Raw genomic sequence first — 20,017 nt, 5'->3', positions numbered from 1 at the left:
CTAATATTCGCCAACCTTGCATCTGGGAAAACACTAAATAACTAGTTAGGGACTCTAGGTGCTTCCCTCAGCAATCGGTGCCGCCCTCAACATACCCTCACCCCGTTTTTTCACCGTGCTGTGCGCGTCCGCTTATTGCCATTGATAACACACTACGATACATCGACATTGGACGGGGAGGCATAACCAACCGCAGGCAAACTCCCCTTGGGTTATTGCCCTATTCATATTCCAGACTAAAGGTGGCGGTGGCACTAAAGGGCCCGCGCACAATCGCCTTTTGAGCTAACGCCTTCGGCTCGCCCTGCACATAGGTATGAATCGTCAGGGTATTGCTGCCGCTCACCAGCACCTGCGCCTGTCCGCTTTTATTCACCGGCAAAGGCTGCCCTTCGGGGGTTTCCATACCAATGGCAATACCGTTGGCCTGGCTGCCGCCGTCCAATGCCAGCATTCCCGGTAGCGCGGCGTTTTCGGTGCCGCTAAAGGTGACTTTCACCGTTTTCCCCAGGCTCAAGTCACATTCCGCCAGGTGCAGCGCAAACGCCTTCCCCAGTGTGCGGGTGTTCAGATACAGGTATTTATCGATCACCGTGTCAAAATCCAGTACCACCGTTTCATCTCCCGGAGGGATCACACAGGGTTCCGCCACCAGCGCCCCGTGCAAACGCATATTGTCCGCACTATGGAGTGATTGACTGAGCAACAACAGCACTCCCGCCACTCCATACAGCCAACGGGCGCTGTAAGCCTTCCCGGCCAGCAAAGAGGATAAGCTCGTCATTGATACACCGCCAATAAAGTAGCCGTAGCCTCAAACACCCCTTCGCTTAAGGTTGAGCCTGGCCGTTTTACCGGCACCGCCTCCAGCCGTGGTGGGCTATTAAGAGTAATGGCAACCGGTTTGTTCAGCTCAAAGGCACTGCCGTCACGCAACAAACGAATCCCCAAGTCGGTTGCATTCGTTTGCAGCGCCGCTGTGTCATAGGTGGTCGGCGTCCCGATCACCGTCAGCGTCAGCGTCATCTGCCAGACATTTGCCCCTGAGTCGCAGGTGATCTGGTAATTCACAGGCTGCAGATAGTTGTTGCCATTCACTTTCGTCACCCCAACCCGGCTGCCAAAATCAACGTCCACTTCGCCACCGTCGTTAATGGTGCAAGGCGGCGGTTCAATCAGTGTGCCGTAGAACTTCATGTTCTCTGCAGCCGACGCCTTGCCCGCGAGCAGCCCGCTGAGCAGCAGGCCGGTAAATACCGCGTATTGCATCATTTCCAGGCCCCTATTCACTGGTATTCCACCTTCATGGTCGCCCCGGCGGAAAACGCCCCGCCGCTCAACGTCGCGCCCGCCTGCTTGACCAGCACAGCCTCCAGCGTCGGCGTGTTCGGATAAGTAAAGTTCAGCCAGCTATTTAACGGTACACGATTGCCGTTCCTGACAAACGCCACCCCCAGGTCGGCGCGATTGGTTTGCAACACGCCGCTGTCAAAACCGGCACCGTTGCCGGAAACCTGCATTTTCATCGCGTTGGTCGGCGCGTTTGTGCATTCCACACGATAGGCCACCGGCATTTTTTTGTAGCTGCCATCCACCCGGGTGGTCATAACGTCATTACCAAAGTTCACTTCGATCACATTATTGCCGTTAATCACACAGGGCGGCGGTGCCACAATGGTGACGGTTACTGTCAGGGTCGTCACCGCCATTAACGGCGTGCTAATAATCAGCAGCCCCGCAGCCCAAGGGAGATATCGCCAATTCACGCCATACATGTTGTGCTTTCCTTAGTCATAACTGAGCCTGAAATCCACATGGGCGGAATACGCACCGGCTTGCAAGGGTGCGCGGGTCCGCTCCGGGGTCACGCTGTAGTTCAGGGTGTTTTGCCCCACGGCCAGCAGCAACGGTGCACCACGCCCCCCGAGACGCACATCCCGCCCTTGTGCATCCGCAATACGCAACGCAAGCCCGGATGCCCCCGCAACCCTAACGAGCTGTGGGTTGTCGGCATCCGCCGGGGCCATAAAGCTCACCGAAACCGCTGGTTGCTGGGCATCCCATAACAAGTTACCGCTGCGCGTATCCCGGTTATTCGCGGCGCTACGCAGACAATCTTGCAGCCGCAACTGTACGGTGACCGGTCTGCCACGTGCACCCACGCTGGCAAGTTGAGCGGTGCCTGTTTGCCCCAGATAGACCGCTTGGTCGGCAGATTCCATGTCCAGCCGGCAAGCACTTTCACTGAGTGCACCATGCACATGCAGTTGGCCGTTGGCTCCTTCTACCTGCCAGTTGTCTGCCGCTGCCGCCACCGGTAACAACAGCACCATGGCGCATACCACCAGTGGGATCATCATCACCATGGCACTGATGACCAGCACGTACAGCCATTCATGCCATTGATGGCGATGGTTATTGATATAGCGAAATACCCCTTGCATGCTGCCGTTCCTTATCCGTTAGCCTGTGGTTAGTTGCCGCTCTTACCCGGCATCACCTTGCAGCTTGCACCGTTACACTGGAAGGTCAGTACCGGACGACCGCCAAAATCATTGACATAAGTCAGCACCGGCGCATTGCCCAACGCGGCTGCCGCAACGCCCAACGTTTCACTACTTTTCGGGGCGATCATCAGCGGGTTAAAACCACTGGCACTAGCACCGCCTTTATGGCTGGCGGCATCCACCAACGTGACGTAATACGGTGTCGGGTTATTTACCTGGTATTTATCGCCCTGCTTGGTCAGGGTCAGTTGTTCCTGCCAGGGCGCCGTAGTCTGGGCATTGACTACTGCAATGGCTTTTGGCCGATAAAACAGCTTGATACGGGTTTGCAGCGCCAGTTGTAGCGTATTGGGCTTGTCGCTTTTCGGTGGGATCTCGCGTAAATTGAAGTAAAACAGCGTCTCGCGATCCTGCGCCATCAGGTTGGCCGCAGGTAACCCTTGCACCTTCACCTGGCTTTTCGCACCCGGCTCCAGGCGTTGCACCGGCGGCAGCACCGTCAACGGGCTGCTGATTTTGTTGCCTTGGGCATCTTCAATCCAGCCCTGTGCCAAATAAGGCAATTGCTTGTTCTCATTGCTAATACTCAGACTGACGGATTTATCTTCACCGTTGAAAATCACCCGAGTACGATCCAGAGAAATCGCTGCACTGGCCTGCTGTGCCAGTAACAAAGCGGCGATTAAAGTTACTGTTGAATTCAGTTTCATCATTAAGGACTCGTCGAAAAATAAATTAAGGGTCTGTTTTGGCCAACGGGCCACACGGCAACAACAGGTTTGCCAACTGGCTGGCCTGCAACCGCTCGGGCAACGTAAAACCACACTGTGCAATACCGCCCCAGTTCACACTCATGGTTTCACCGGCATTGATGCCACTGAGGTAAACGTTGCCGCCGTCGTTGATGATGCCCACTTCCTGTCTTTTGTGGTTCAGCACGGTGGCGCCAAATGGCGGTGCACTGCCGTCAGCCAACCGTACAATAGCCATCGCTTTTTCACCGGAGATCACCTCAAAATGCCGATAGCCGATCGCCCCCTCGGTCAGGGTGGCCTGCGTCACCGAACCGTTCACCTCGGCGGTATCCGGCAACCCATTCAAATCAATGTTGAACTGGTTTCGGTAGTAATTGCTCACGTTCACCATCACTGCTTTACCAAACCTGTTACTCTTCGTCGGGGTGCTATAACCACGGATCGGGATCCCTTCGACACCGTCTGTGTCCAGCATCATGCGCGTACCTCCTGCCGTGCTGTTGCGGTGCAATGCCGCGCCTTGCAAGGTCGCCGTAGCCCCCCCCTGCATTGATAATCCCAGTGAACTGTACTGGCCCGCTTGGTAACTGGCACTGGCACTCACTTGATTAATGTCGCCCTCGTGGCTGTAATAACCACTCGCCATTGCTCCATTACGTGACATACCGCTGCTCAGTTGATAGCTGTCGCGTTCGTTCACACGATCGTAATAACTCACTTGGTTACTGTTGTTCTTACTGTTGACGCTACCGTTGTAGCTCAGACTGCCGTTGTCACCCCAGGGCATGGACAGCGATAAATACATGCCATCGTCGTTCACACCGTTATACTTATTGCGATAAGCGGATAATGACAGGCTCAGGTTTCTGAAGCTCCCGACATCGAAATAGTGCGCCAGGGTCAATTTGTACGTATCATTCGCTGGGCGATCCCAATAGGTCTGGTGATGGTAGTCAAGGAATGCACTCAACCCCAGATCGCGGAACTGCTGATTAAAGGTGATGTTGTACATTTCCTTGCTGCTGTTGATCCGCGAGCCAAACGCCTGCGCATCCAGATACTCACCCATCGTCATATAATTGCGCTGTGAGAAACGATAAGCGGCGAAGGTCACCTGACTATCGTAATCGTCAAAGCGTTTGGAGTAGCTCAACCGGTAGGAACCGCCGCTCAATGTGTCTTTATCCTGTAACTTAGCCCGTGACTGTGTGGCGTCAAAAGACAAGGCACCAAACATCATAAGGTCACGGCCAACGCCCAGTGCCAGAGCGTTGTAATCCCCGCCAGCGACCGCACCGCCGTACAGTGACCATCCGTTGCTCACCCCCCAGGAGAATTCACCGATGCCAAATATAGGCCCATTACTACGGTGCTGATAATCTGAAGGGCGGCCGGCGCTCACTTTGTAACGTACTGATCCTGGGCGCGTCAGGTAGGGAATACTGGCAGTGTCCATACGGAACTCCTGCACGCTGCCATCCTGTTCTTCGACCCGCACGTCAAGCTGACCATTCACCGCATCATTAATGTCCTGGATACGGAACGGCCCCGCCGCTACCTGGGCTTCATACAAAACTCGCCCTTGCTGGCGGATCACCACTTTGGCGTTGGTACGGGCGATACCGGTCACCTCAGGCGCGTAACCGCGCAGGTTCGGTGGCAACATATTATCGTCGCTCGCCAGACTGGCACCGGCAAAACGGAAGCTCTCAAAAATGTCGGAATATAAATAGTTTTCACCGACGGTCAGCTTGGCGCCGATGCGCGGAATGGCCCGATAAGCGTAATACCGGCTCCATTCCCACTTATTGCGGTTTGCCGCTCCCCCTCCGCCCTGGTGTTCCAGCCGTGATTGCCAATCCGCCCGCAAACGCCATGCACCGAGGTTAGCCCCTGCTGTGCCATTGCCGCTCAGGTTATAGGCTTGCGTGCCTTGTTTTTGCTGGCGCTGGCTCTGCGCGTTCAGGTTATAATCAAATAAAATTCCAGGAATCCCATTATCCCAACGCGCAGGTGGGTCCCAGTTTTCCGCGGTATACTCCAGATAAGCCTGTGGAATATTCAGATACAGCGCTGCTGCACCTAAATCACCACGAACTTCCATGCCGTCTAAACTACGCGGATCCAGACATTGTTCCTGATGCCACCATTTCAGTTTCGCTAATACAGCCTCTTTTAACCCCAACTGTTCAACCAATTTCGGGGAGATACAGGCTTCGCTGCCTTTAGCATCGTCATCTGGTGGATAAAACACCACCGGTTGTTCCTGAAGCATCTGTTTATTGATATGCACAGTGAAAAGATAATCACCAGGCATAATAAAATTATTGCGGGAGAATTGGTCCAAATCGATATTGGCGCGGTCGTTAACATCCAGCACATCGGTGTTAAACTCTATATCCCTGGCCAAACCACTCGATGTGTTACTAATTATCGCCAGGCAAATGAATACACTTAAAATACGCGGTCGTGCATTCCATGCACGGTAACCCGATGAAAGAATTAACATCCGCAGACCTTTATCTATTATAAAAAAGTAAAATATTACTAATCTTCTGCCATTGAAATCTCATGCCGATAACCTCACAAAACAAGCGGTCAGTAATAATCCATTTTGTAACGCACAGTGGAGTAATATCTCCCTGATTCGACAATCTGATTGTTTCCAACTAAACGCATGCTATAGCTCAGCATCATTGCTTTGGGTTCAATTTCACTTTTTGACAACGGTTTCCCTGGTATCGCGCTCTGGCCTTGTGCATCAGTAATTTGTAAGGCGATTCCTTTTGCTTCACCATACAGACCAAAAAGACCTGAATCATTTTCACCGTCAAAGGTTATTTCAAAATAGCGCCAGTCTGCTTGTGCAGTCGCAGATCGTTCCAAAACACAATTGACCAGCTTAATGCTAAAAGGGTGTGACTCCCCCTGACCGTCGCGGATAATGCGGCTGATAGGCATATGACCGAGATTAATAGTCTGATCCCGGCTTTCGGTATCAATGGCGCAGGCAGACGCGATAATTCTCCCTTGCATGCTTACTTCGCCGCTTCCTTGATTGGCTGCAAATAACAATTTAGAAAACAACAGCATACTGGCACACAGTGTACGCAATAATGTCAGGCTTATTGTCATTCGAAACATGCTTGATTATCCGTTCATTGCCACCAACACATAACTAAGAAGCATGCGGGTTACCCCGCATGCGGCTCTTTATTCAAAAGCTTATTAACTTACTGGTATGCCAGGGTGAAATCAGCTACAGAGTTAAATTCACCTGGAGTGATAGCGGCAGAAGCGCCATCGCCCTGCAGGTGAGCAGAGAAACGCAAGGTTGCCTGACCATCTTCAAGCTCCTGTGGTTTACTCGCTTTACCTAATGCCAGCGTTTTTCCATCAACATCATTAATAGAAATACTAGCCCCGCGTGCGCTGCCCTTCATTGCGAGCATACCAGGCTGAGCATTAGACTCGGTTCCTTTAAAGGTCGTAGTCACGTTTTTGGCAGTGCTAATGTCACAACCAACCAACTTAATCAGGATATCTTGTGGCGTTGATTTCCCGCCATTTTTCAGTTGAGCCGTAGCAATGTCGCCCAATTTTACCGTTTGGTCCAGAGTACCCGGATCAATAGAACATGGCGCATCAATGATAGAGCCTTTAAAAGTCACAGTGCCAGCACCCTGATTAGCTGCGTTAGCCATAGATACAGCACCAAAAGTCAGTGCTGCTGCCAGCATAATTTTGTTCAATTGCATTTTGTTATCCTTAATTCATTAACGATGATGAACCGGCGTTCAGACATCGACACTAATCCCCGCCTACTTTGTTATTCCCATAGCAGCAGGGCTCTATTACATTCATTAGAATATGAATGCATCTCACGCAAAACCTTTCTGCCAGAAATCTGGCAGATTAATGAATTGCATCAAATCAGTCCGTGTGTGTATTTCATATAATTCAAAGTAAGAAAAACCAAAATCTACCTTTCGAGAAAATCAAATAGATAGTCCGTTAATTTCTAGCGGTACACACTGCGAAAAAAAACGAGTTACACATCACAATTGAGCCCACCACGATGAGCTCAACTGAGAGAATTATTACAAAACAAAATTAATTTTAAAACGTAAAAAATTATATTCAAAAAAATACACGATATAACTCTTCGACTATATTAAATTTCTAATTTTTGCGATCTTTAATATCAAAAAAACAAAAACAACAAGAATAATATTCTGAAAAAAATCCATACACCAACATCATAGATCGCGCTTTCTAAATGTGCGTTATAATCATCTAAATAGAGGAGATTGTGAGCACCCATTAAGGGCCTTGCTGAAAAGCAATTGATTTATAAGCCTCATTAAAATCCATCACCGGAATATTATTAGCGTGGGAAGGATTATTCACGTTGTGGGTGATGGCCTAATTAAACTTGTAGCTATACAGGCGATGAAAGAAGGAGCCATGGAATGAATACGGTCTTTGAGCAAAGAATAGAGGGTTTGTCGCCGGTTGAGCTTCTGATTGAAGCCGTCACCCAATTGTGTGCCACACAACAGGGGCGAAACGCCTGCGCGCCGGAAACCTGGCCCAGCACACGTGATATTGCCGAAAACTGTGATTTCAGCATTTATAAGACGCGTTATTTATTGATGAAAATGGTGGCTAAAGGATGGATCCAGGTAACCCCGCGTCCGGTAAAAAATACGCTGCGTTGGTATATCTGCCCGGAAATAAACACCCAAGGCTTTTGTGGTAAAAAAGAGGAAGACCTCGCAAGCCATCTGAAAAACAGGCTTCCCACAGTCAACCCTGATGTCCCCTAAAAACCGCATGACTGACCAGTGTAGTCTTGCCTGGTGTTTAATAAGGAGAACAAACATGAAGTCCTATGCGACTATCTTGATTGTCGAATCCAATCAGTATTTTTCCCGTGGATTTATGCACGGGCTCTTGAAACATTTTGACAGCCTGGAAATCCCGATCATGTTTACCCACTCGCTTGTGGATAAATCGATTGCTGATGTGGTGTTTATGGCGGCCGAGTTGGAGGGCGCGCAGCTGCGTTATTTAGCTCAGCGTGAAACAGCCCCTCCCTATCAACATATCTATCTTTTTAAGGAAAGGCCGGCTCAGGCAGATAAAGTCCTATACAAAGCGCTGAATGGCATATTTTATCGCTATCAAAGTCTTGATTGGGCGGTGCAGATTGTGGCACAAGCGTTACGGAACATATCGGTTACCAAGACGCGTTATCGCCGGGCGAGACCTGCAATTCCTCTGACCGAACGGGAAAGAGAGATCCTGAGCTACTTATCCAAGGGGCAACGTTCCTGTGATATCAGCCGCAGGTTACGCATCAGCCAAAAAACAGTGAGCGGTCATAAGCGCAACGCCATGGAGAAGCTGGGACTCAGCCGTTCGTCAGATCTCAATTACTGGCTGTTGCATGGTGGAATAAATCAACTGGCCCACACAGCGTCACCCGGCGTACGACCGATGTTCGCTTACCGAGCATTTTCTTCTTCGCAACCTCATTTAATCCCTTCCCTGCCGCCACTGCGGGCGGAGTAAAACACGTATTTATCAGAGAATGACTATGCCTAACTGCACTGCCCTGTCCGTGTCACTGCTAATTTTCACCACACTGCTGAGTGGGTGCAAAGCGCCTGCCCGTCCTTCTGCAACCGGGACGACGCCAGCTTCCACATCAGCCGAACCACTGGTAGGACAGGAAGTGCAACGCCTGCGCCAATGTCAGCAACAATTAAAAGCGCTCAGCACGCTGCAAGACGCCAGTTACCCGGCCACCCAAGGCGCGTTTGATCGACTGATGCGTGGTGCCGCGCAATATGCAGGCTTGCGCACCAGTGTTAATGAAAGCACGCAGGACACCGTAGATGCCTTGTACCGGTATCGTGTGAACCTACTGTGCGCCCAAATCAATCAAGCCGTGCTCAATCGCCTGGCGGAACAAGGTGGAACGGCACCATGACTATTGGCCTCATCCCGTTCCCGCTGCGCAGCAGCCCCCTGATGCTCGGACTCATGATGGCGATTGGCCTGACCACGTCGGGCTCTGCGCTGGCGACGCCGAAGGCCGGTATCCCGGCGATCTTGCAATTTGCAGAACAATATCAGCAACAATCCACTGTGGATAACACCCCGAAAAAAGAAAAAGCGCCGGCTCAAAATAGCCACGAGGTCTCCGGAACGAATCCTCAGCTAAAAAAAAGCGTCACGACAACGACCCGCTGGCAAACCAAAGAAGCAGAGATCCAACGCCAACAAGGGACCATTGACCGCCTGGAGCGTGAGGTGGCGGCGCTGAAAAAGACCCTGGCGCTCAGAGCCTCCGCCCCGGCGGCCACCGTCGCCTCCCCGCCTCAACCGCCGGTGGATCTGCAGCAATGGGGGAAACTGGCCCAGGGCCTGCGCCAGGCACTCGCATTGACCCCCAATGAAACCCAGGCCCGAGAACGTCTGCGACTGGCTCAGCAACAGCAGATGCAAGCCCAGACCTTGCAAGATCGGCTGCAGTCAGAAAATCAGGCCCTCAAAACACGACTGTCGACCCTGAAAACACAGCAGCAGGTCGCCGTCACCGATGCCCAGGCCGACCTCAAAAACCGCTTGCAAGCGGCTGAACAAGACAGGGCGACGTTGCAAACCCATCTATCAGAAGCGCAAAACAGCACCCAGAGCCTGAACGCAACAACTGAAAACCTGAAGGCACAGTTGGCCAGGGCAAAAACGACCGAGGCAGAACTACGCCAAACACAAACGCAACAACAACAACAGCAGAACAAACTGCAACAACAACATACAACGCTACAGACCGAGCTGGACGCAAATATTACCCGCGTGGCCGATTTGACCGCGGAGCTCACGGCGTTGCAAAAGGTGGTACCGGCCAAAATCCAGGCCGAGAGCCTGAAACAGCCCTCGGTGCGGCAAGACTACGCGGCCGGTGTCTCTCTGGGTGAAGAAATTTTACAAATGCATGCTGAGCGCCAGCGTTGGGGGGTAAACGTCGATAAAAAAACGCTTCTGGCAGGGCTTATCGACACCTTCAATGGGCAACGGCAACTCGATGAGCCAGCCCTCAATCAGGCGCTGGCCGACTCGGAAAAACAAGTGACCAAGGCCAGAGAAAATGTTTTCTCAACCCAGAAAAAGCAGGGTGACGCTTATCTGGCCACGTTCAAAAAAGACAAGCGGGTGAAAACCACTGCCGGCGGGGCCTGGTATCGCATTGATTATGCCGGTGATAACCCGATCCCCCCTGATGCCACCCTGGATGTGGTCGTGAAAGAAACCCTGACCGATGGCACAGTCATTCAGGATATGGAGGCCAACGACAGCGTGTTGTCCCAGTCCCTGGCACAGTTCCCGCCGTTATTTGCCGATGCTCTGCGTCAGTTGAATAACCACGGTTCTTTAACCTTGGTGGTACCACCAGCGCTGGCGTACGGCGATAAAGGCTATCCACCAAACGTGCCGCCTAACGCGACCATGGTATATACGTTGCGCATTGCCGAAGTGTACCCCGCCACACAGAAAAAAAAGGCGACACCTGAAGCCGCATCGCCTTCCAGGTAAGCGTCTGCTGCCAGGAAGACCCGTGTTAAGCCGTTGACGTCTCCTATCCGTCAACGGCTATTTTTTAGCGCCGTCGATGATCTCATAAAACGGCAATTTATTGTGGAAGAGGCCAGGCCCTTCCTGTGTGACTGCACTAAGGATTTTTTTGTGAAAACCTATTACCACTCCCTGAAAGAAAAAGTCGCCACACATCCTTATACTCGCCGAGATGGTTGCCTGCTGGTTATCGGTGTCAGCCTGTTGTTTTGGAGTCTGGTCATCGCGAGCCTGATCTGGCTGTGGTAATACCTTGCCCCGCGGTGATGACACCCCAGCCAGGTAATGACGGTCACCGTGGGAGCAATTAAAGGAAATAAAAGAGATAGATTATTTTATATAAAATGTGACTCCTTCGTTTTACGCTAAACCGCCACACCCAAGAAACGAAAAGTTATAATAAACACCTTCTCGTCACGCCTTGTTTTTAAATGATATTTATCCGCGTTCGAATGCATTATAAAAATTTATATTTCTCGTTACTCTTTATCCCATATGAATTATCATGTTTTTACTGAGCCCGCATAGCGTTGCGCCTCAGTCATTCACCTTACGTAATATAGGAACAGTGATATATCCGTCTGACGCTCCCCGTGGGAAACGTAGACTGTCTTTACGGCGGAGCGCCTCAATATATACCTCATAGATACCTATAACTCACTATATGGAATTTGGAGTCAATATGGTTAATAAAATCCTGTCACTCTCATTATTGGCGGCCACACTCGGCTCAACCGGTGTTATTGCCGCAGATCAATCTGCCGGTGGCGTTATTTCTTTTTCGGGTGCCATTACGGACACCACCTGTACCATTAACGGTGGCAAAAGCGCTGACTTTACCGTCGCCCTCAGCCCGATTTCTGTAACCGATGCCGGGACCACCGTGGGCCCCATCACCAAAAACAAGAAGACCTTCTCACTCACCTTCTCCAACTGTGCACCTGCTGCGGGAACCGCCGGTGTCCCGCTCAAAATCTACTTCTCCTCCGCGGATACCATTTCCACCGACGGGAAGTACCTGCTGAACGATACCGTGAACGAAAACGACGCCAGCGTCGCGAAAAATGTCGGTTTCTCTCTGGCAAAAACCACCTCCTCTGCCCCGCTGGCGCTGAATCAGCCGCTGGTGACTGACCTGAAAGGCAGCAACGTCAGCCCGGATTCAGAAACGCTGACACTGGATGCGTATTATTACAAAACCAATGCCGAGGCAGCCAAAGTCGGGGCTTTACACTCTAACGTGACCTACACCATTTCTTACCTGTAATTGAACTGTCAGCCAGGCTCAAAGGATGAGCCTGGCTATCGGGAGCCTTATGATTAAAAAAATCCTCCTCGCCGGGTGTATCCTGGGGGCGGCCCCTGCCTCGGCCAATGTCGTGATCAATACCACCCGCGTGATTTATCCGGAAGCCCATAAAGACGTTGTCGTACAATTGATCAATAACGGTGATACCCCGTCCCTGGTGCAAACCTGGATCGACGCCGGCGATATGAACTCCACCCCCGAAACCGCCAACGTGCCTTTTTTATTGTCCCCCCCCGTGGTAAAAGTTGCCGCCCAGGGTGGCCAACAATTACGGATAAAAAAAACGGGCCCTCGCCTCGCGGCCGACAGGGAATCGGTATTTTATCTGAACGTACTGGATATCCCGCCGGTACCGGAAAATCTGCAAGGGCAAAATACACTGCAACTCGCCGTCAAATCCCGAATAAAGCTGTTTTATCGTCCCCGCGATCTGAAAATAAAACCCGATGCCGTGGCCGACAATATTGCGTTGTATCCGCGCGGTGATCTTCTCGTCATCAAAAACGACGCCCCCTACCATTTCACCCTGGCAAACCTCACCCGTGGCACACAGCAGAATCTACTCACCGATGCCGTCATGGTCGCGCCGTTTTCGACCGCCACCATCCCGACGCGTGAGCCGATCAAAGCCAACGAGCACCTGACGCTGAAGTACGTTGACGACCTGGGTGCGTATCAAGAAAAAGCCATCACGTCTCATTGATGAAGGGAAGCCATCATGACTATCACCCACGCATTCGCTTCGCGGCTGGCGCTGGCGTTCCTGCTGCTCGTAAATCGGGCAGCGGCCGTCGAGTTTGACACCCGCTTACTGGCCGGCAGCTCGTCGCAGGCCGATCTGTCACGCTTTTATCGCCACACCGACCTCCCGGTCGGGCCCCAGACACTTGATGTGTATGTGAATGACAGCTGGAAAGGGCGCTTCACCCTGCACCTCGGCGAGTCGCCTGAACAGACCACCATCAGCGCGCGCGACGCCGCAGCGTTAGGAATAAACCTCTCCGCGTGGGAAACGGGCCCGACGCGCGTGACGAATCTCCCCTTGGGCGACCTGGTGCAGGGCGGCAGTGTCCGGCAGGAAACCGACACCCTCAGCGTCAGGCTGTTTGTGCCACAAGCCCATCTCCTTCGCGCGGAAAGCGGTTATGTGGACCCGCAGTTTTGGCAACAGGGTGAGCCCGCCCTGCTGTTCTCGTACAATACCACCTACTACCATTCCCGGTTCCAGACCGGCAGCCGGGGCACGCAGGATGACCTGTATGCCGGACTCAACGCCGGCGTGAATCTGGGAGGATGGCAGTTTCGTGACAACAGCACTTTTTCACATTATTCCGGTCGCGACAGCCACTGGCGGAACAACACCCGCTATGTGCAACGCGCCTTTTCCTCCCTGACGTCGACACTGACCGGGGGCGACTTCTATTCACCCAGCACCCTGTTTGACTCGATCCGCCTGCGGGGGGTATCGCTGGCGTCGGACATGAGCATGCTGCCCAATGCGCAACAGGGCTTCGCGCCCGTAGTCCACGGTGTGGCACAGACCAATGCCCTGGTGAAAGTCGTGCAAAATGGCAATGTTATCTACCAAGAGAATGTCCCGCCCGGCGCCTTTACTCTCGACAGTATCCAACCCACCGGCTCCGGGGGAGATCTGCGGGTGATTGTGAAAGAAGCCGACGGCAGCGAACAGTCCTTTAGTGTGCCGTTCTCGTCTGTCCCCAACATGCTCAAGCAAGGGATCGCAAAATACGGGCTGCTCGCCGGCAAGGTCAACCAAAGCAACACCCGGTACGATCCCGATTTTTTCCAGGGGACCCTGCAATACGGTGTGAATAACCTCGTCACCGGGTATGCCGGCGCGTTGATCAGCGAGGATTACCGAGCCTGGTTGTTAGGCAGCGGCTGGAACCTGCCGATAGGCGCGGTGTCGGTGGATCTCACCCAGGCCGACACCCAACTTCCCGGCCGCCGGGAGCGCGGGCAAAGTTATCGCATCGCCTACAGCAAATTTCTCGACACCACCGCAACCAACTTTACCCTGGCGGCCTATCGCTATTCGACCCAGGGGTATTATAGTTTTTCAGACGCCATTTACAGCCATGAAGGTTTTCGCCAGCTTGCCGAACGGCCACACGACCTCTTGGGGCGTCCCGGCAGCGAACCACTCGAACAGCTGGATATGAATACGCTGGACGCTCTGCGTTCCGCCCGCCCCCGTAACACCTTTACGCTGAGCCTGAACCAGCGGCTCGGGGAGAACCTGGGTACAGCCTTCTTTTCCGGCACCCAGCGTGATTACTGGAGTGAGCAGGGCAACAGCCGGGAATACCAATTGGGTTACGCCAACGCCCTGGGCAAGGTGGATTACGCGCTCTCGGCCAGCCGCGTCCGCAACACCGAGCATCAGGAAGAAACACGCTTTTACCTGTCGCTCAATGTGCCTTTCGATGCGTTCGATAATACCGCCTACCTGAGCAGCAGCCTGTCGATGACGGACAGCCATTATCAACAGAGCCAGCTCAGCGTCAGCGGCGTGGCCGGTGATGCCAACCGGCTGAGTTATACCCTGTCCGGTGCCAACCAGTCCGGCGGGAACAACATGGCCGGCGTCAACGCCGACTACCGGACGACGTTCTCCACACTCGGCGGTTCCTACAGTGAGGCGACCGAATACCGACAGGCCGGCTTAAGCGCCCGCGGCAGTCTGGTGGCCATCCCCTGGCATCTGCTGCCCGCCAACGAAATAGGGCACACGCTGACGGTAATCGAAGCCCCGCAGGCCGCCGGGCTGATGGTGAACGGAGACGAGAGTATTGTCACCAACCGGGACGGGCTGGCCCTGGTGCCCTATGCCACCCCCTATCGCCAAAATACCCTCACGCTGTCCGATACCCAGGACGCGTCCGGGGCAGAGATCGTCAGCAACATTGGCCATACCGTGCCGTTCTACGGCGCCGTTAACCGGGTCACCTTTGACACAGACCGTCGTCAGTCCACAACGCTGACCGCCACCTTCCCCGACGGGACCCCCTTGCCCTTCGGGACTGAAGTCGTGGATCGTACCGGTGAGCCCGTGGGTTACGTTGGTCAGGCCAGCGTGCTGTACATCAAGACCGAACAGGCGCCCACGCACCTTGAGGTCAAACTCAACAAACGCGACGCGGGCCACTGTGTGATCACCCTGACGCCGACGGCTGTGAACGCCTCAACGGCCATTTGCCGCTGAGCCCCTGTGAGTGAGGTCATTATGAAAACCATCTATTTCTTCTCCCTGATCCTGGCCGGCCTTTATACCACTGACAGCCAAGCGGCCTGCTACGGTAACCCGCTGGGGACCGCACGCGCCATTGGTATTGATCTGTCGGACAAACTGAGCGCCAACACCCCCGAATGGTCTGGGCAGATCCAAACACAATTCACCGGTAATTTTGATTGCAATACGCGCAACAACCGACTCGGCTATTTCTCTCCCATCGCCGACAGCGCCCGTAACACACTGATCGTCGGCTTTGGGGATGGCAAACACTGGGTGAAGCTCCAAACGTCGGCCCCCGAGAAAGAGGAGATCACCCTCGCAGAAAGAGGGGCACACTCTGCCTCCGAGCTCAACATCGGCTACACCCTCAAGGCGACTCTGGTTAAACCGTCCGGCTCCACGACGGCCAAAAACAGTTACCGCATTGATAACTCGATGATGGTCTCCGATTGGACCGGTATGTCCCTGTGGGAAATCATCACCTGGCCAATCACCCAGGCAGGCAAGTTTTTATCCTGGCTGGCAGGCAATGGCTGGCCGGTGGACCAGCGGGACATGTATATGCAACCCTTAATGATTACTTATACCCCCCGGGCGACTACCTGCCAGTTTGAAAATGCCGGCCTGGCCGTCCAGTTGCCCCGGTTGGGCGTCGCCCAGTTGACCGGCAACCAACCGGGCTATACGCCGTTCACCCTGAATATGCGCTGCGACAACCGACTGGAGAACGGGGCCTCCGACAGGAAAATTGAGATGTTCTTGTCAAGCAACAACCTGTTGGCAACAGACAACAGCGTAATGATCGACACCAGCGCCGGTTCTGCCAAGGGCGTCGGGATCCGGCTGGCGCAAGCCAGTGCTCCCGGCATACCGGTGCGCCTGTCTGCGTCTGCCACCCACCCGGCTAACGCCACGTCGCTGTTTAACGTCACAGCCGGCAGTCCCTTGGAGGCCCGTTTCACCCTCAGCATGGGGGCTTACTATTATCCCTATAACCTCGCGTCCGCTGGAAAAGGAAAAATCAACACCAGCGCGACGCTCAATATTATTTATGAGTAACTGACACCACTGCGGACACCGTCACTGGGTAGGTAAGAAGGACATTTAAATGAGTGAACCCACGCAAATCGGTGTGAAAGTCGACAAAGCTTTAAAAGATGAGGTGGATGCTATTCTACGGGGATTAGGGATAAAACCGACTACGGCGATAGTCGGTCTTTATCATTATATCGCGCAACACCGGGAGTTGCCGTTCATCATTCATACGCAGGTCAATAAACCCAGCACCCTGCAACGTCATTTGTATATGGATTTCACGTTACTGAAACGCCTTCTGCAGGCGTTCTATGTCACCCGAGAACGCGGAGGAATGCTCAAAGACGAGGAGTTTGCGCTCTTAACCAATGTGCTGCGCGAATTCATCACGAATTTTCGGCAGACCGAGAAAGCCCGTGAGCCGGGGGATAATGCTTTCCATATGGACTGGACAAAAGCGTTTAACGGCGCTAAGCGGGCACTTTATGTTCTGGATGCCTACTTCCAACCTGACACCCCGCAAGGAGATACGCTGGACGAGAGTGGGATGATAAAACTGGCCCTGGCCTTGAAAATGCTCCACGACGCGGAAACGGGCACGACGCCCTGACACACCCTAAACCGCCCTCAATAAAAATGAGGACGGTTTTTCTCCCTACAGGATTAAAAATAGTAACGCAACCTGCTATTATTAATATGGCGATGTTTTATTTGATAAAATTGACAGCAGCAGGTTAGTTTGTCAAAAAGTACGGCTAATTATCGATGGGCAAGCATGCCAAGCTAATACTTGGCAATGTTCTCCTTCATCTGCTCCGCCAGATCCAGATGTTTGAACATCATATGCGCGGTTCCCTTCTGAGATCGCCCGTCAGTGCATATCCTGAGTAGTGTAGTTGGTGCCTATTATGGATACAGCGTCACACCCGCACTGTCCGTTTCAATGTCATAACGTGCCCCGAGAAAGAGATCGAAAGGCTGCGGATCCCATTTAACCAACGCCCGAATTTCAAACTGAATAATACCATTGCAAGCAGGGGACTGCGTGTCCCCCAGTAGCGTAATGATGATAGAGTCAGCGATAAGACGCGGCTCAAAGCGGATTATGGCCTCACGGATCATATGTTCCAATACGCCCCAAGAGCGCAGCGTTGCATAGCCACCGACTAGCGGCGAAATACCGAAATTAATCACCGATGCCGCGGTATCTCTATGACGCACCCTATCCAACTGATCCTCCATATTCGCCGTATTGAGAATATCAGCAATATTGCGTTGTATCAGTGTACGCATCGTGCGGGCATTAAAGTGATAACGATCCCAAGTTTCAATCTGTTTTCGTGGTTCATCATCCAAAAGGCGCTCCAGTAAACAAGGCAGGAAAGGTTTACGCTTCATGTTCACTTTCTACCCTGTTAAAAGTGATGTTTCCTGCCTCAAACAATGCGCACTCCCCACCGCTACTCATCCACATTTTACGCCCATTACCCACATATCTTTCCGATCCCTGTAGCTGCCACTGGGTTTGTGAGCCTGTTTTAAACTTATGATCTTTTTGCTCCATCAAAGGATAACGGGCCGGAATGAACCCATGTACTGGTTTATCCAGCATAAGCGTGGCAGGTGCCCACACCAAATCTAATAATCCTAAGGGGGGATTAACCACTAACGCATTAATACCTGATAAGGGTACCCAGCGATAACCACCAGCACAGATAAACTCGCAGATCGGCCCCAGTCGATCATCGCCATCTGCGAGCCAGGTAAATTCGCCCAGCGCCTCGCAATGCCCCGCACTCATAGGCGCATTTTCCAGCGCCTGTAACCGACATGCTTCCCCCCTTTCGTCCTGGCCAGCAGCATAAAAAGCATTCGCACGATGCAATTTTTGCATCCAGTCAGGCAGCGTGCCGTCCAGCGAACAGGCCTCACGTCTACCAGACAACACACTGTCCCGAAGACGCTCGCTAAATATCAGATTTTTATACAGCTCAACCTGACGTTGCGTCTCAGGGGCAATTTTTAACAAAGTATCGAGCTGCAGCAGTGCGCGATCCCATTCAGCCTGGAAACAATAAAATTTAAACAATTGCAAACGTGCTTCAATATTACCGGGTTCGCTTTTTATCCAACGAGAAACCCCGGAGACCCAGTCCTCCAGTTCCTGTATATCCATTCCTATCGTAACTCCAGTTTGCTCCATCCTTTTTCTCCAATATGGTTATAAATGGCTATCTAACCCCAGTTTATAAAGCTCGCGATAAAGTAATTCCGAAACATCCCAACGTTCAATTCTCGATAAATGTTCGGGTGCCAGCTCGATTAAAATATCAGGCTGCTTCTCTTCAATAATTTCCGCTTGATCCAGAGCCATCAGTTCTGTCAACACGCGTTCAATCAAGGAGCCTTCGTTAAAGATGCACTCCGACAACGTTTTATTTTTAGAGCTTTGGATCACGTGTTCCAGGTAACTATCGTGAGCAGGCAGTGAATTCTTCTGCTGTACATCCTGAGAGGTAAAAGTTCGGCTCTGATCACCCCAAAGTAAATAACGTTTATATTCACTACCGAGTTGCTTTAGCACATCACCCTGTATTTTTTCGGTGATAGCTGAAAGGTCAGATACCTCCCAGGGCGTATAGTGGCCACCGTGCATAAGCAGGGTGTCGAGATCAGGCAAATCAGGATCGTCCAGTAGCGGTGGGGTACTCTCTGATATAGACGTGACACGAAAACGAAAATGTCCCACCTGAATTACCATACCCATACGTAGCGGGTATGCTACGCCCGGCTGCAGATGCTGAAAGTCAATCACACTCTGATACTCGTCACTATGGCAAGTCATGACACAGTCAGGATCACTCCACCCGAACCGTAAGAAACCCCGCCTCCCTTCAGGCTTTTCGTCAACAAACTTACCCTGGCGCAGGCAAAAAAAATCTGCCTGCTCTGGTGCCAGGAACTCGCGCAATCGGTGATTCACCCCCTGCCAGGGCCAGTCCATCTGCAATTGCACTAACGTCAACCAATCAATACGTTGCCTGAACCGCAAGTAATGCTTGCGCCACAGGATGTCGTATCACCTAAACGTGCGGCGGGCGAACCATTGATAAACACCGTGCCTGAACCACTCGCGACCACTGATGCCCCATGCAGGCTGCAAGCGGCAACACTTATACCCACTACCCCTGCCGGAATACCGTTGATGAAAACGTTGGGCGAACCACTAGTAATAGCTCCGCCGTGCGAAATGGCATCTCCTATTCTTGCTGCTGGCTGCATCGTATTTCTCCTTATTACAGCTTGAAATGACCCAGGGTCGTAGTACCTGGGTCGTTTGATATTTTAAGGTTCCGGCGTCTGGCTTTCCGTTGGGGTCGGCGTCTCCGTTGGGGTCGGCGTTTCCGTTGGGGTCGGCGTCTCCGTTGGGGTCGGCGTTTCCGTTGGGGTCGGCGTTTCCGTTGGGGTCGGCGTTTCCGTTGGGGTCGGCGTTTCCGTTGGGGTCGGCGTC

22 protein-coding genes are annotated in these 20,017 nt (G+C 52.6%); 10 read left to right on the top strand and 12 right to left on the bottom strand.

Going from position 1 to position 20,017, the window contains the following annotated elements:
* Nucleotides 1-220: 220 nt before the first annotated feature.
* The 8 genes from ACUTQ5_RS13675 to ACUTQ5_RS13640 form a co-directional block, all read right to left on the bottom strand.
* Nucleotides 221-784, bottom strand: a complete 564-nt coding sequence (locus ACUTQ5_RS13675) for a fimbrial protein (RefSeq protein ID WP_445651709.1) — start codon at nucleotides 782-784, stop codon at nucleotides 221-223.
* Nucleotides 781-1,272 (bottom strand): fimbrial protein, encoded by a 492-nt coding sequence (locus tag ACUTQ5_RS13670; RefSeq protein ID WP_445651708.1) that lies wholly within the window; start codon nucleotides 1,270-1,272, stop codon nucleotides 781-783. The genes ACUTQ5_RS13675 and ACUTQ5_RS13670 overlap by 4 nt, the downstream gene beginning before the upstream one ends.
* Nucleotides 1,273-1,286: 14 nt before the next feature.
* Nucleotides 1,287-1,709 (bottom strand): fimbrial protein, encoded by a 423-nt coding sequence (locus ACUTQ5_RS13665; RefSeq protein WP_445651871.1) that lies wholly within the window; start codon nucleotides 1,707-1,709, stop codon nucleotides 1,287-1,289.
* 78 nt (nucleotides 1,710-1,787) lie between these two features.
* On the bottom strand, nucleotides 1,788-2,444 hold the full coding sequence (locus ACUTQ5_RS13660) for a fimbrial protein (protein WP_445651707.1): 657 nt from the start codon (nucleotides 2,442-2,444) through the stop codon (nucleotides 1,788-1,790).
* Nucleotides 2,445-2,473: 29 nt separating this feature from the next.
* Nucleotides 2,474-3,217, bottom strand: a complete 744-nt coding sequence (locus ACUTQ5_RS13655) for a fimbria/pilus periplasmic chaperone (protein WP_445651870.1) — start codon at nucleotides 3,215-3,217, stop codon at nucleotides 2,474-2,476.
* A 25-nt stretch (nucleotides 3,218-3,242) separates the two neighbouring features.
* The gene (locus tag ACUTQ5_RS13650; RefSeq protein WP_445651706.1) at nucleotides 3,243-5,771 is read right to left on the bottom strand and encodes an outer membrane usher protein; all 2,529 of its coding nucleotides are present in this window, start codon (nucleotides 5,769-5,771) and stop codon (nucleotides 3,243-3,245) included.
* 89 nt (nucleotides 5,772-5,860) lie between these two features.
* Entirely contained in the window at nucleotides 5,861-6,397 is a 537-nt protein-coding gene (locus ACUTQ5_RS13645) for a fimbrial protein (protein WP_445651705.1), read from the bottom strand.
* Nucleotides 6,398-6,495: 98 nt separating this feature from the next.
* Nucleotides 6,496-7,020, bottom strand: coding sequence for a fimbrial protein (locus tag ACUTQ5_RS13640; RefSeq protein WP_445651704.1), 525 nt, complete (start codon nucleotides 7,018-7,020; stop codon nucleotides 6,496-6,498).
* Between the two features lie 714 nt (nucleotides 7,021-7,734).
* Here ACUTQ5_RS13640 and ACUTQ5_RS13635 point away from each other — a divergent pair.
* The 10 genes from ACUTQ5_RS13635 to ACUTQ5_RS13590 all read left to right on the top strand — a co-directional run bounded on the left by ACUTQ5_RS13635 (nucleotide 7,735) and on the right by ACUTQ5_RS13590 (nucleotide 17,116).
* A complete protein-coding gene (locus tag ACUTQ5_RS13635) occupies nucleotides 7,735-8,091 on the top strand; it encodes a FaeA/PapI family transcriptional regulator (RefSeq protein ID WP_445651703.1) in 357 nt (118 codons plus the stop codon).
* Nucleotides 8,092-8,146: 55 nt separating this feature from the next.
* Nucleotides 8,147-8,839: a helix-turn-helix domain-containing protein gene (locus ACUTQ5_RS13630; protein ID WP_445651702.1), complete on the top strand. Its 693-nt coding sequence runs from the start codon at nucleotides 8,147-8,149 to the stop codon at nucleotides 8,837-8,839.
* Between the two features lie 25 nt (nucleotides 8,840-8,864).
* A complete protein-coding gene (locus tag ACUTQ5_RS13625) occupies nucleotides 8,865-9,260 on the top strand; it encodes a hypothetical protein (protein WP_445651701.1) in 396 nt (131 codons plus the stop codon).
* A complete protein-coding gene (locus ACUTQ5_RS13620) occupies nucleotides 9,257-10,867 on the top strand; it encodes an FKBP-type peptidyl-prolyl cis-trans isomerase N-terminal domain-containing protein (RefSeq protein ID WP_445651700.1) in 1,611 nt (536 codons plus the stop codon). The genes ACUTQ5_RS13625 and ACUTQ5_RS13620 overlap by 4 nt, the downstream gene beginning before the upstream one ends.
* A 150-nt stretch (nucleotides 10,868-11,017) precedes the next feature.
* Nucleotides 11,018-11,155, top strand: a complete 138-nt coding sequence (locus ACUTQ5_RS13615) for a hypothetical protein (RefSeq protein WP_445651699.1) — start codon at nucleotides 11,018-11,020, stop codon at nucleotides 11,153-11,155.
* A gap of 433 nt (nucleotides 11,156-11,588) precedes the next feature.
* Nucleotides 11,589-12,173 carry a fimbrial protein gene (locus tag ACUTQ5_RS13610; protein WP_445651698.1) on the top strand — a complete coding sequence of 195 codons (585 nt, stop codon included), beginning with the start codon at nucleotides 11,589-11,591 and terminating at the stop codon, nucleotides 12,171-12,173.
* A gap of 49 nt (nucleotides 12,174-12,222) precedes the next feature.
* A complete protein-coding gene (locus ACUTQ5_RS13605; RefSeq protein ID WP_445651697.1) occupies nucleotides 12,223-12,918 on the top strand; it encodes a fimbrial biogenesis chaperone in 696 nt (231 codons plus the stop codon).
* 15 nt (nucleotides 12,919-12,933) lie between these two features.
* The gene (locus tag ACUTQ5_RS13600) at nucleotides 12,934-15,441 is read left to right on the top strand and encodes a fimbria/pilus outer membrane usher protein (RefSeq protein ID WP_445651696.1); all 2,508 of its coding nucleotides are present in this window, start codon (nucleotides 12,934-12,936) and stop codon (nucleotides 15,439-15,441) included.
* A 21-nt stretch (nucleotides 15,442-15,462) separates the two neighbouring features.
* The gene (locus tag ACUTQ5_RS13595) at nucleotides 15,463-16,530 is read left to right on the top strand and encodes a fimbrial protein (RefSeq protein WP_445651695.1); all 1,068 of its coding nucleotides are present in this window, start codon (nucleotides 15,463-15,465) and stop codon (nucleotides 16,528-16,530) included.
* A gap of 49 nt (nucleotides 16,531-16,579) precedes the next feature.
* Nucleotides 16,580-17,116 carry a hypothetical protein gene (locus tag ACUTQ5_RS13590; RefSeq protein ID WP_445651694.1) on the top strand — a complete coding sequence of 179 codons (537 nt, stop codon included), beginning with the start codon at nucleotides 16,580-16,582 and terminating at the stop codon, nucleotides 17,114-17,116.
* A 296-nt stretch (nucleotides 17,117-17,412) separates the two neighbouring features.
* On the opposite strand, the gene ACUTQ5_RS13585 is transcribed toward ACUTQ5_RS13590, so the two are convergent.
* From ACUTQ5_RS13585 to ACUTQ5_RS13570, 4 genes are read right to left on the bottom strand one after another with little or no spacing between them, the layout of a single operon-like run.
* The gene (locus tag ACUTQ5_RS13585) at nucleotides 17,413-17,904 is read right to left on the bottom strand and encodes a type VI secretion system baseplate subunit TssE (RefSeq protein ID WP_445651693.1); all 492 of its coding nucleotides are present in this window, start codon (nucleotides 17,902-17,904) and stop codon (nucleotides 17,413-17,415) included.
* Nucleotides 17,894-18,682 (bottom strand): type VI secretion system accessory protein TagJ, encoded by a 789-nt coding sequence (locus tag ACUTQ5_RS13580; protein WP_445651692.1) that lies wholly within the window; start codon nucleotides 18,680-18,682, stop codon nucleotides 17,894-17,896. The genes ACUTQ5_RS13585 and ACUTQ5_RS13580 overlap by 11 nt, the downstream gene beginning before the upstream one ends.
* A 45-nt stretch (nucleotides 18,683-18,727) precedes the next feature.
* Nucleotides 18,728-19,510, bottom strand: a complete 783-nt coding sequence (locus tag ACUTQ5_RS13575) for a TagK domain-containing protein (RefSeq protein ID WP_445651691.1) — start codon at nucleotides 19,508-19,510, stop codon at nucleotides 18,728-18,730.
* A gap of 17 nt (nucleotides 19,511-19,527) precedes the next feature.
* The gene (locus ACUTQ5_RS13570) at nucleotides 19,528-19,788 is read right to left on the bottom strand and encodes a PAAR domain-containing protein (protein ID WP_445651690.1); all 261 of its coding nucleotides are present in this window, start codon (nucleotides 19,786-19,788) and stop codon (nucleotides 19,528-19,530) included.
* Nucleotides 19,789-20,017 lie beyond the last annotated feature (229 nt).

The sequence above is a fragment of the Serratia sp. NA_112.1 genome, from assembly GCF_052691715.1.
This window is presented reverse-complemented; position numbering and strand designations above follow the sequence as displayed.

What these genes read in the sequence shown, in the direction of transcription:
- ACUTQ5_RS13570 (WP_445651690.1), bottom strand. Translation starts at nt 19,788, where the DNA reads ATGCAGCCAGCAGCAAGAATAGGAGATGCCATTTCGCACGGCGGAGCT.
- ACUTQ5_RS13665 (WP_445651871.1), bottom strand. Translation starts at nt 1,709, where the DNA reads ATGGCGGTGACGACCCTGACAGTAACCGTCACCATTGTGGCACCGCCG.
- ACUTQ5_RS13655 (WP_445651870.1), bottom strand. Translation starts at nt 3,217, where the DNA reads ATGAAACTGAATTCAACAGTAACTTTAATCGCCGCTTTGTTACTGGCA.
- ACUTQ5_RS13640 (WP_445651704.1), bottom strand. Translation starts at nt 7,020, where the DNA reads ATGCAATTGAACAAAATTATGCTGGCAGCAGCACTGACTTTTGGTGCT.
- ACUTQ5_RS13600 (WP_445651696.1), top strand. Translation starts at nt 12,934, where the DNA reads ATGACTATCACCCACGCATTCGCTTCGCGGCTGGCGCTGGCGTTCCTG.
- ACUTQ5_RS13595 (WP_445651695.1), top strand. Translation starts at nt 15,463, where the DNA reads ATGAAAACCATCTATTTCTTCTCCCTGATCCTGGCCGGCCTTTATACC.
- ACUTQ5_RS13635 (WP_445651703.1), top strand. Translation starts at nt 7,735, where the DNA reads ATGAATACGGTCTTTGAGCAAAGAATAGAGGGTTTGTCGCCGGTTGAG.
- ACUTQ5_RS13620 (WP_445651700.1), top strand. Translation starts at nt 9,257, where the DNA reads ATGACTATTGGCCTCATCCCGTTCCCGCTGCGCAGCAGCCCCCTGATG.
- ACUTQ5_RS13625 (WP_445651701.1), top strand. Translation starts at nt 8,865, where the DNA reads ATGCCTAACTGCACTGCCCTGTCCGTGTCACTGCTAATTTTCACCACA.
- ACUTQ5_RS13575 (WP_445651691.1), bottom strand. Translation starts at nt 19,510, where the DNA reads ATGGACTGGCCCTGGCAGGGGGTGAATCACCGATTGCGCGAGTTCCTG.
- ACUTQ5_RS13630 (WP_445651702.1), top strand. Translation starts at nt 8,147, where the DNA reads ATGAAGTCCTATGCGACTATCTTGATTGTCGAATCCAATCAGTATTTT.
- ACUTQ5_RS13605 (WP_445651697.1), top strand. Translation starts at nt 12,223, where the DNA reads ATGATTAAAAAAATCCTCCTCGCCGGGTGTATCCTGGGGGCGGCCCCT.
- ACUTQ5_RS13580 (WP_445651692.1), bottom strand. Translation starts at nt 18,682, where the DNA reads ATGGATATACAGGAACTGGAGGACTGGGTCTCCGGGGTTTCTCGTTGG.
- ACUTQ5_RS13650 (WP_445651706.1), bottom strand. Translation starts at nt 5,771, where the DNA reads ATGTTAATTCTTTCATCGGGTTACCGTGCATGGAATGCACGACCGCGT.
- ACUTQ5_RS13660 (WP_445651707.1), bottom strand. Translation starts at nt 2,444, where the DNA reads ATGCAAGGGGTATTTCGCTATATCAATAACCATCGCCATCAATGGCAT.
- ACUTQ5_RS13675 (WP_445651709.1), bottom strand. Translation starts at nt 784, where the DNA reads ATGACGAGCTTATCCTCTTTGCTGGCCGGGAAGGCTTACAGCGCCCGT.
- ACUTQ5_RS13585 (WP_445651693.1), bottom strand. Translation starts at nt 17,904, where the DNA reads ATGAAGCGTAAACCTTTCCTGCCTTGTTTACTGGAGCGCCTTTTGGAT.
- ACUTQ5_RS13590 (WP_445651694.1), top strand. Translation starts at nt 16,580, where the DNA reads ATGAGTGAACCCACGCAAATCGGTGTGAAAGTCGACAAAGCTTTAAAA.
- ACUTQ5_RS13610 (WP_445651698.1), top strand. Translation starts at nt 11,589, where the DNA reads ATGGTTAATAAAATCCTGTCACTCTCATTATTGGCGGCCACACTCGGC.
- ACUTQ5_RS13645 (WP_445651705.1), bottom strand. Translation starts at nt 6,397, where the DNA reads ATGACAATAAGCCTGACATTATTGCGTACACTGTGTGCCAGTATGCTG.
- ACUTQ5_RS13670 (WP_445651708.1), bottom strand. Translation starts at nt 1,272, where the DNA reads ATGATGCAATACGCGGTATTTACCGGCCTGCTGCTCAGCGGGCTGCTC.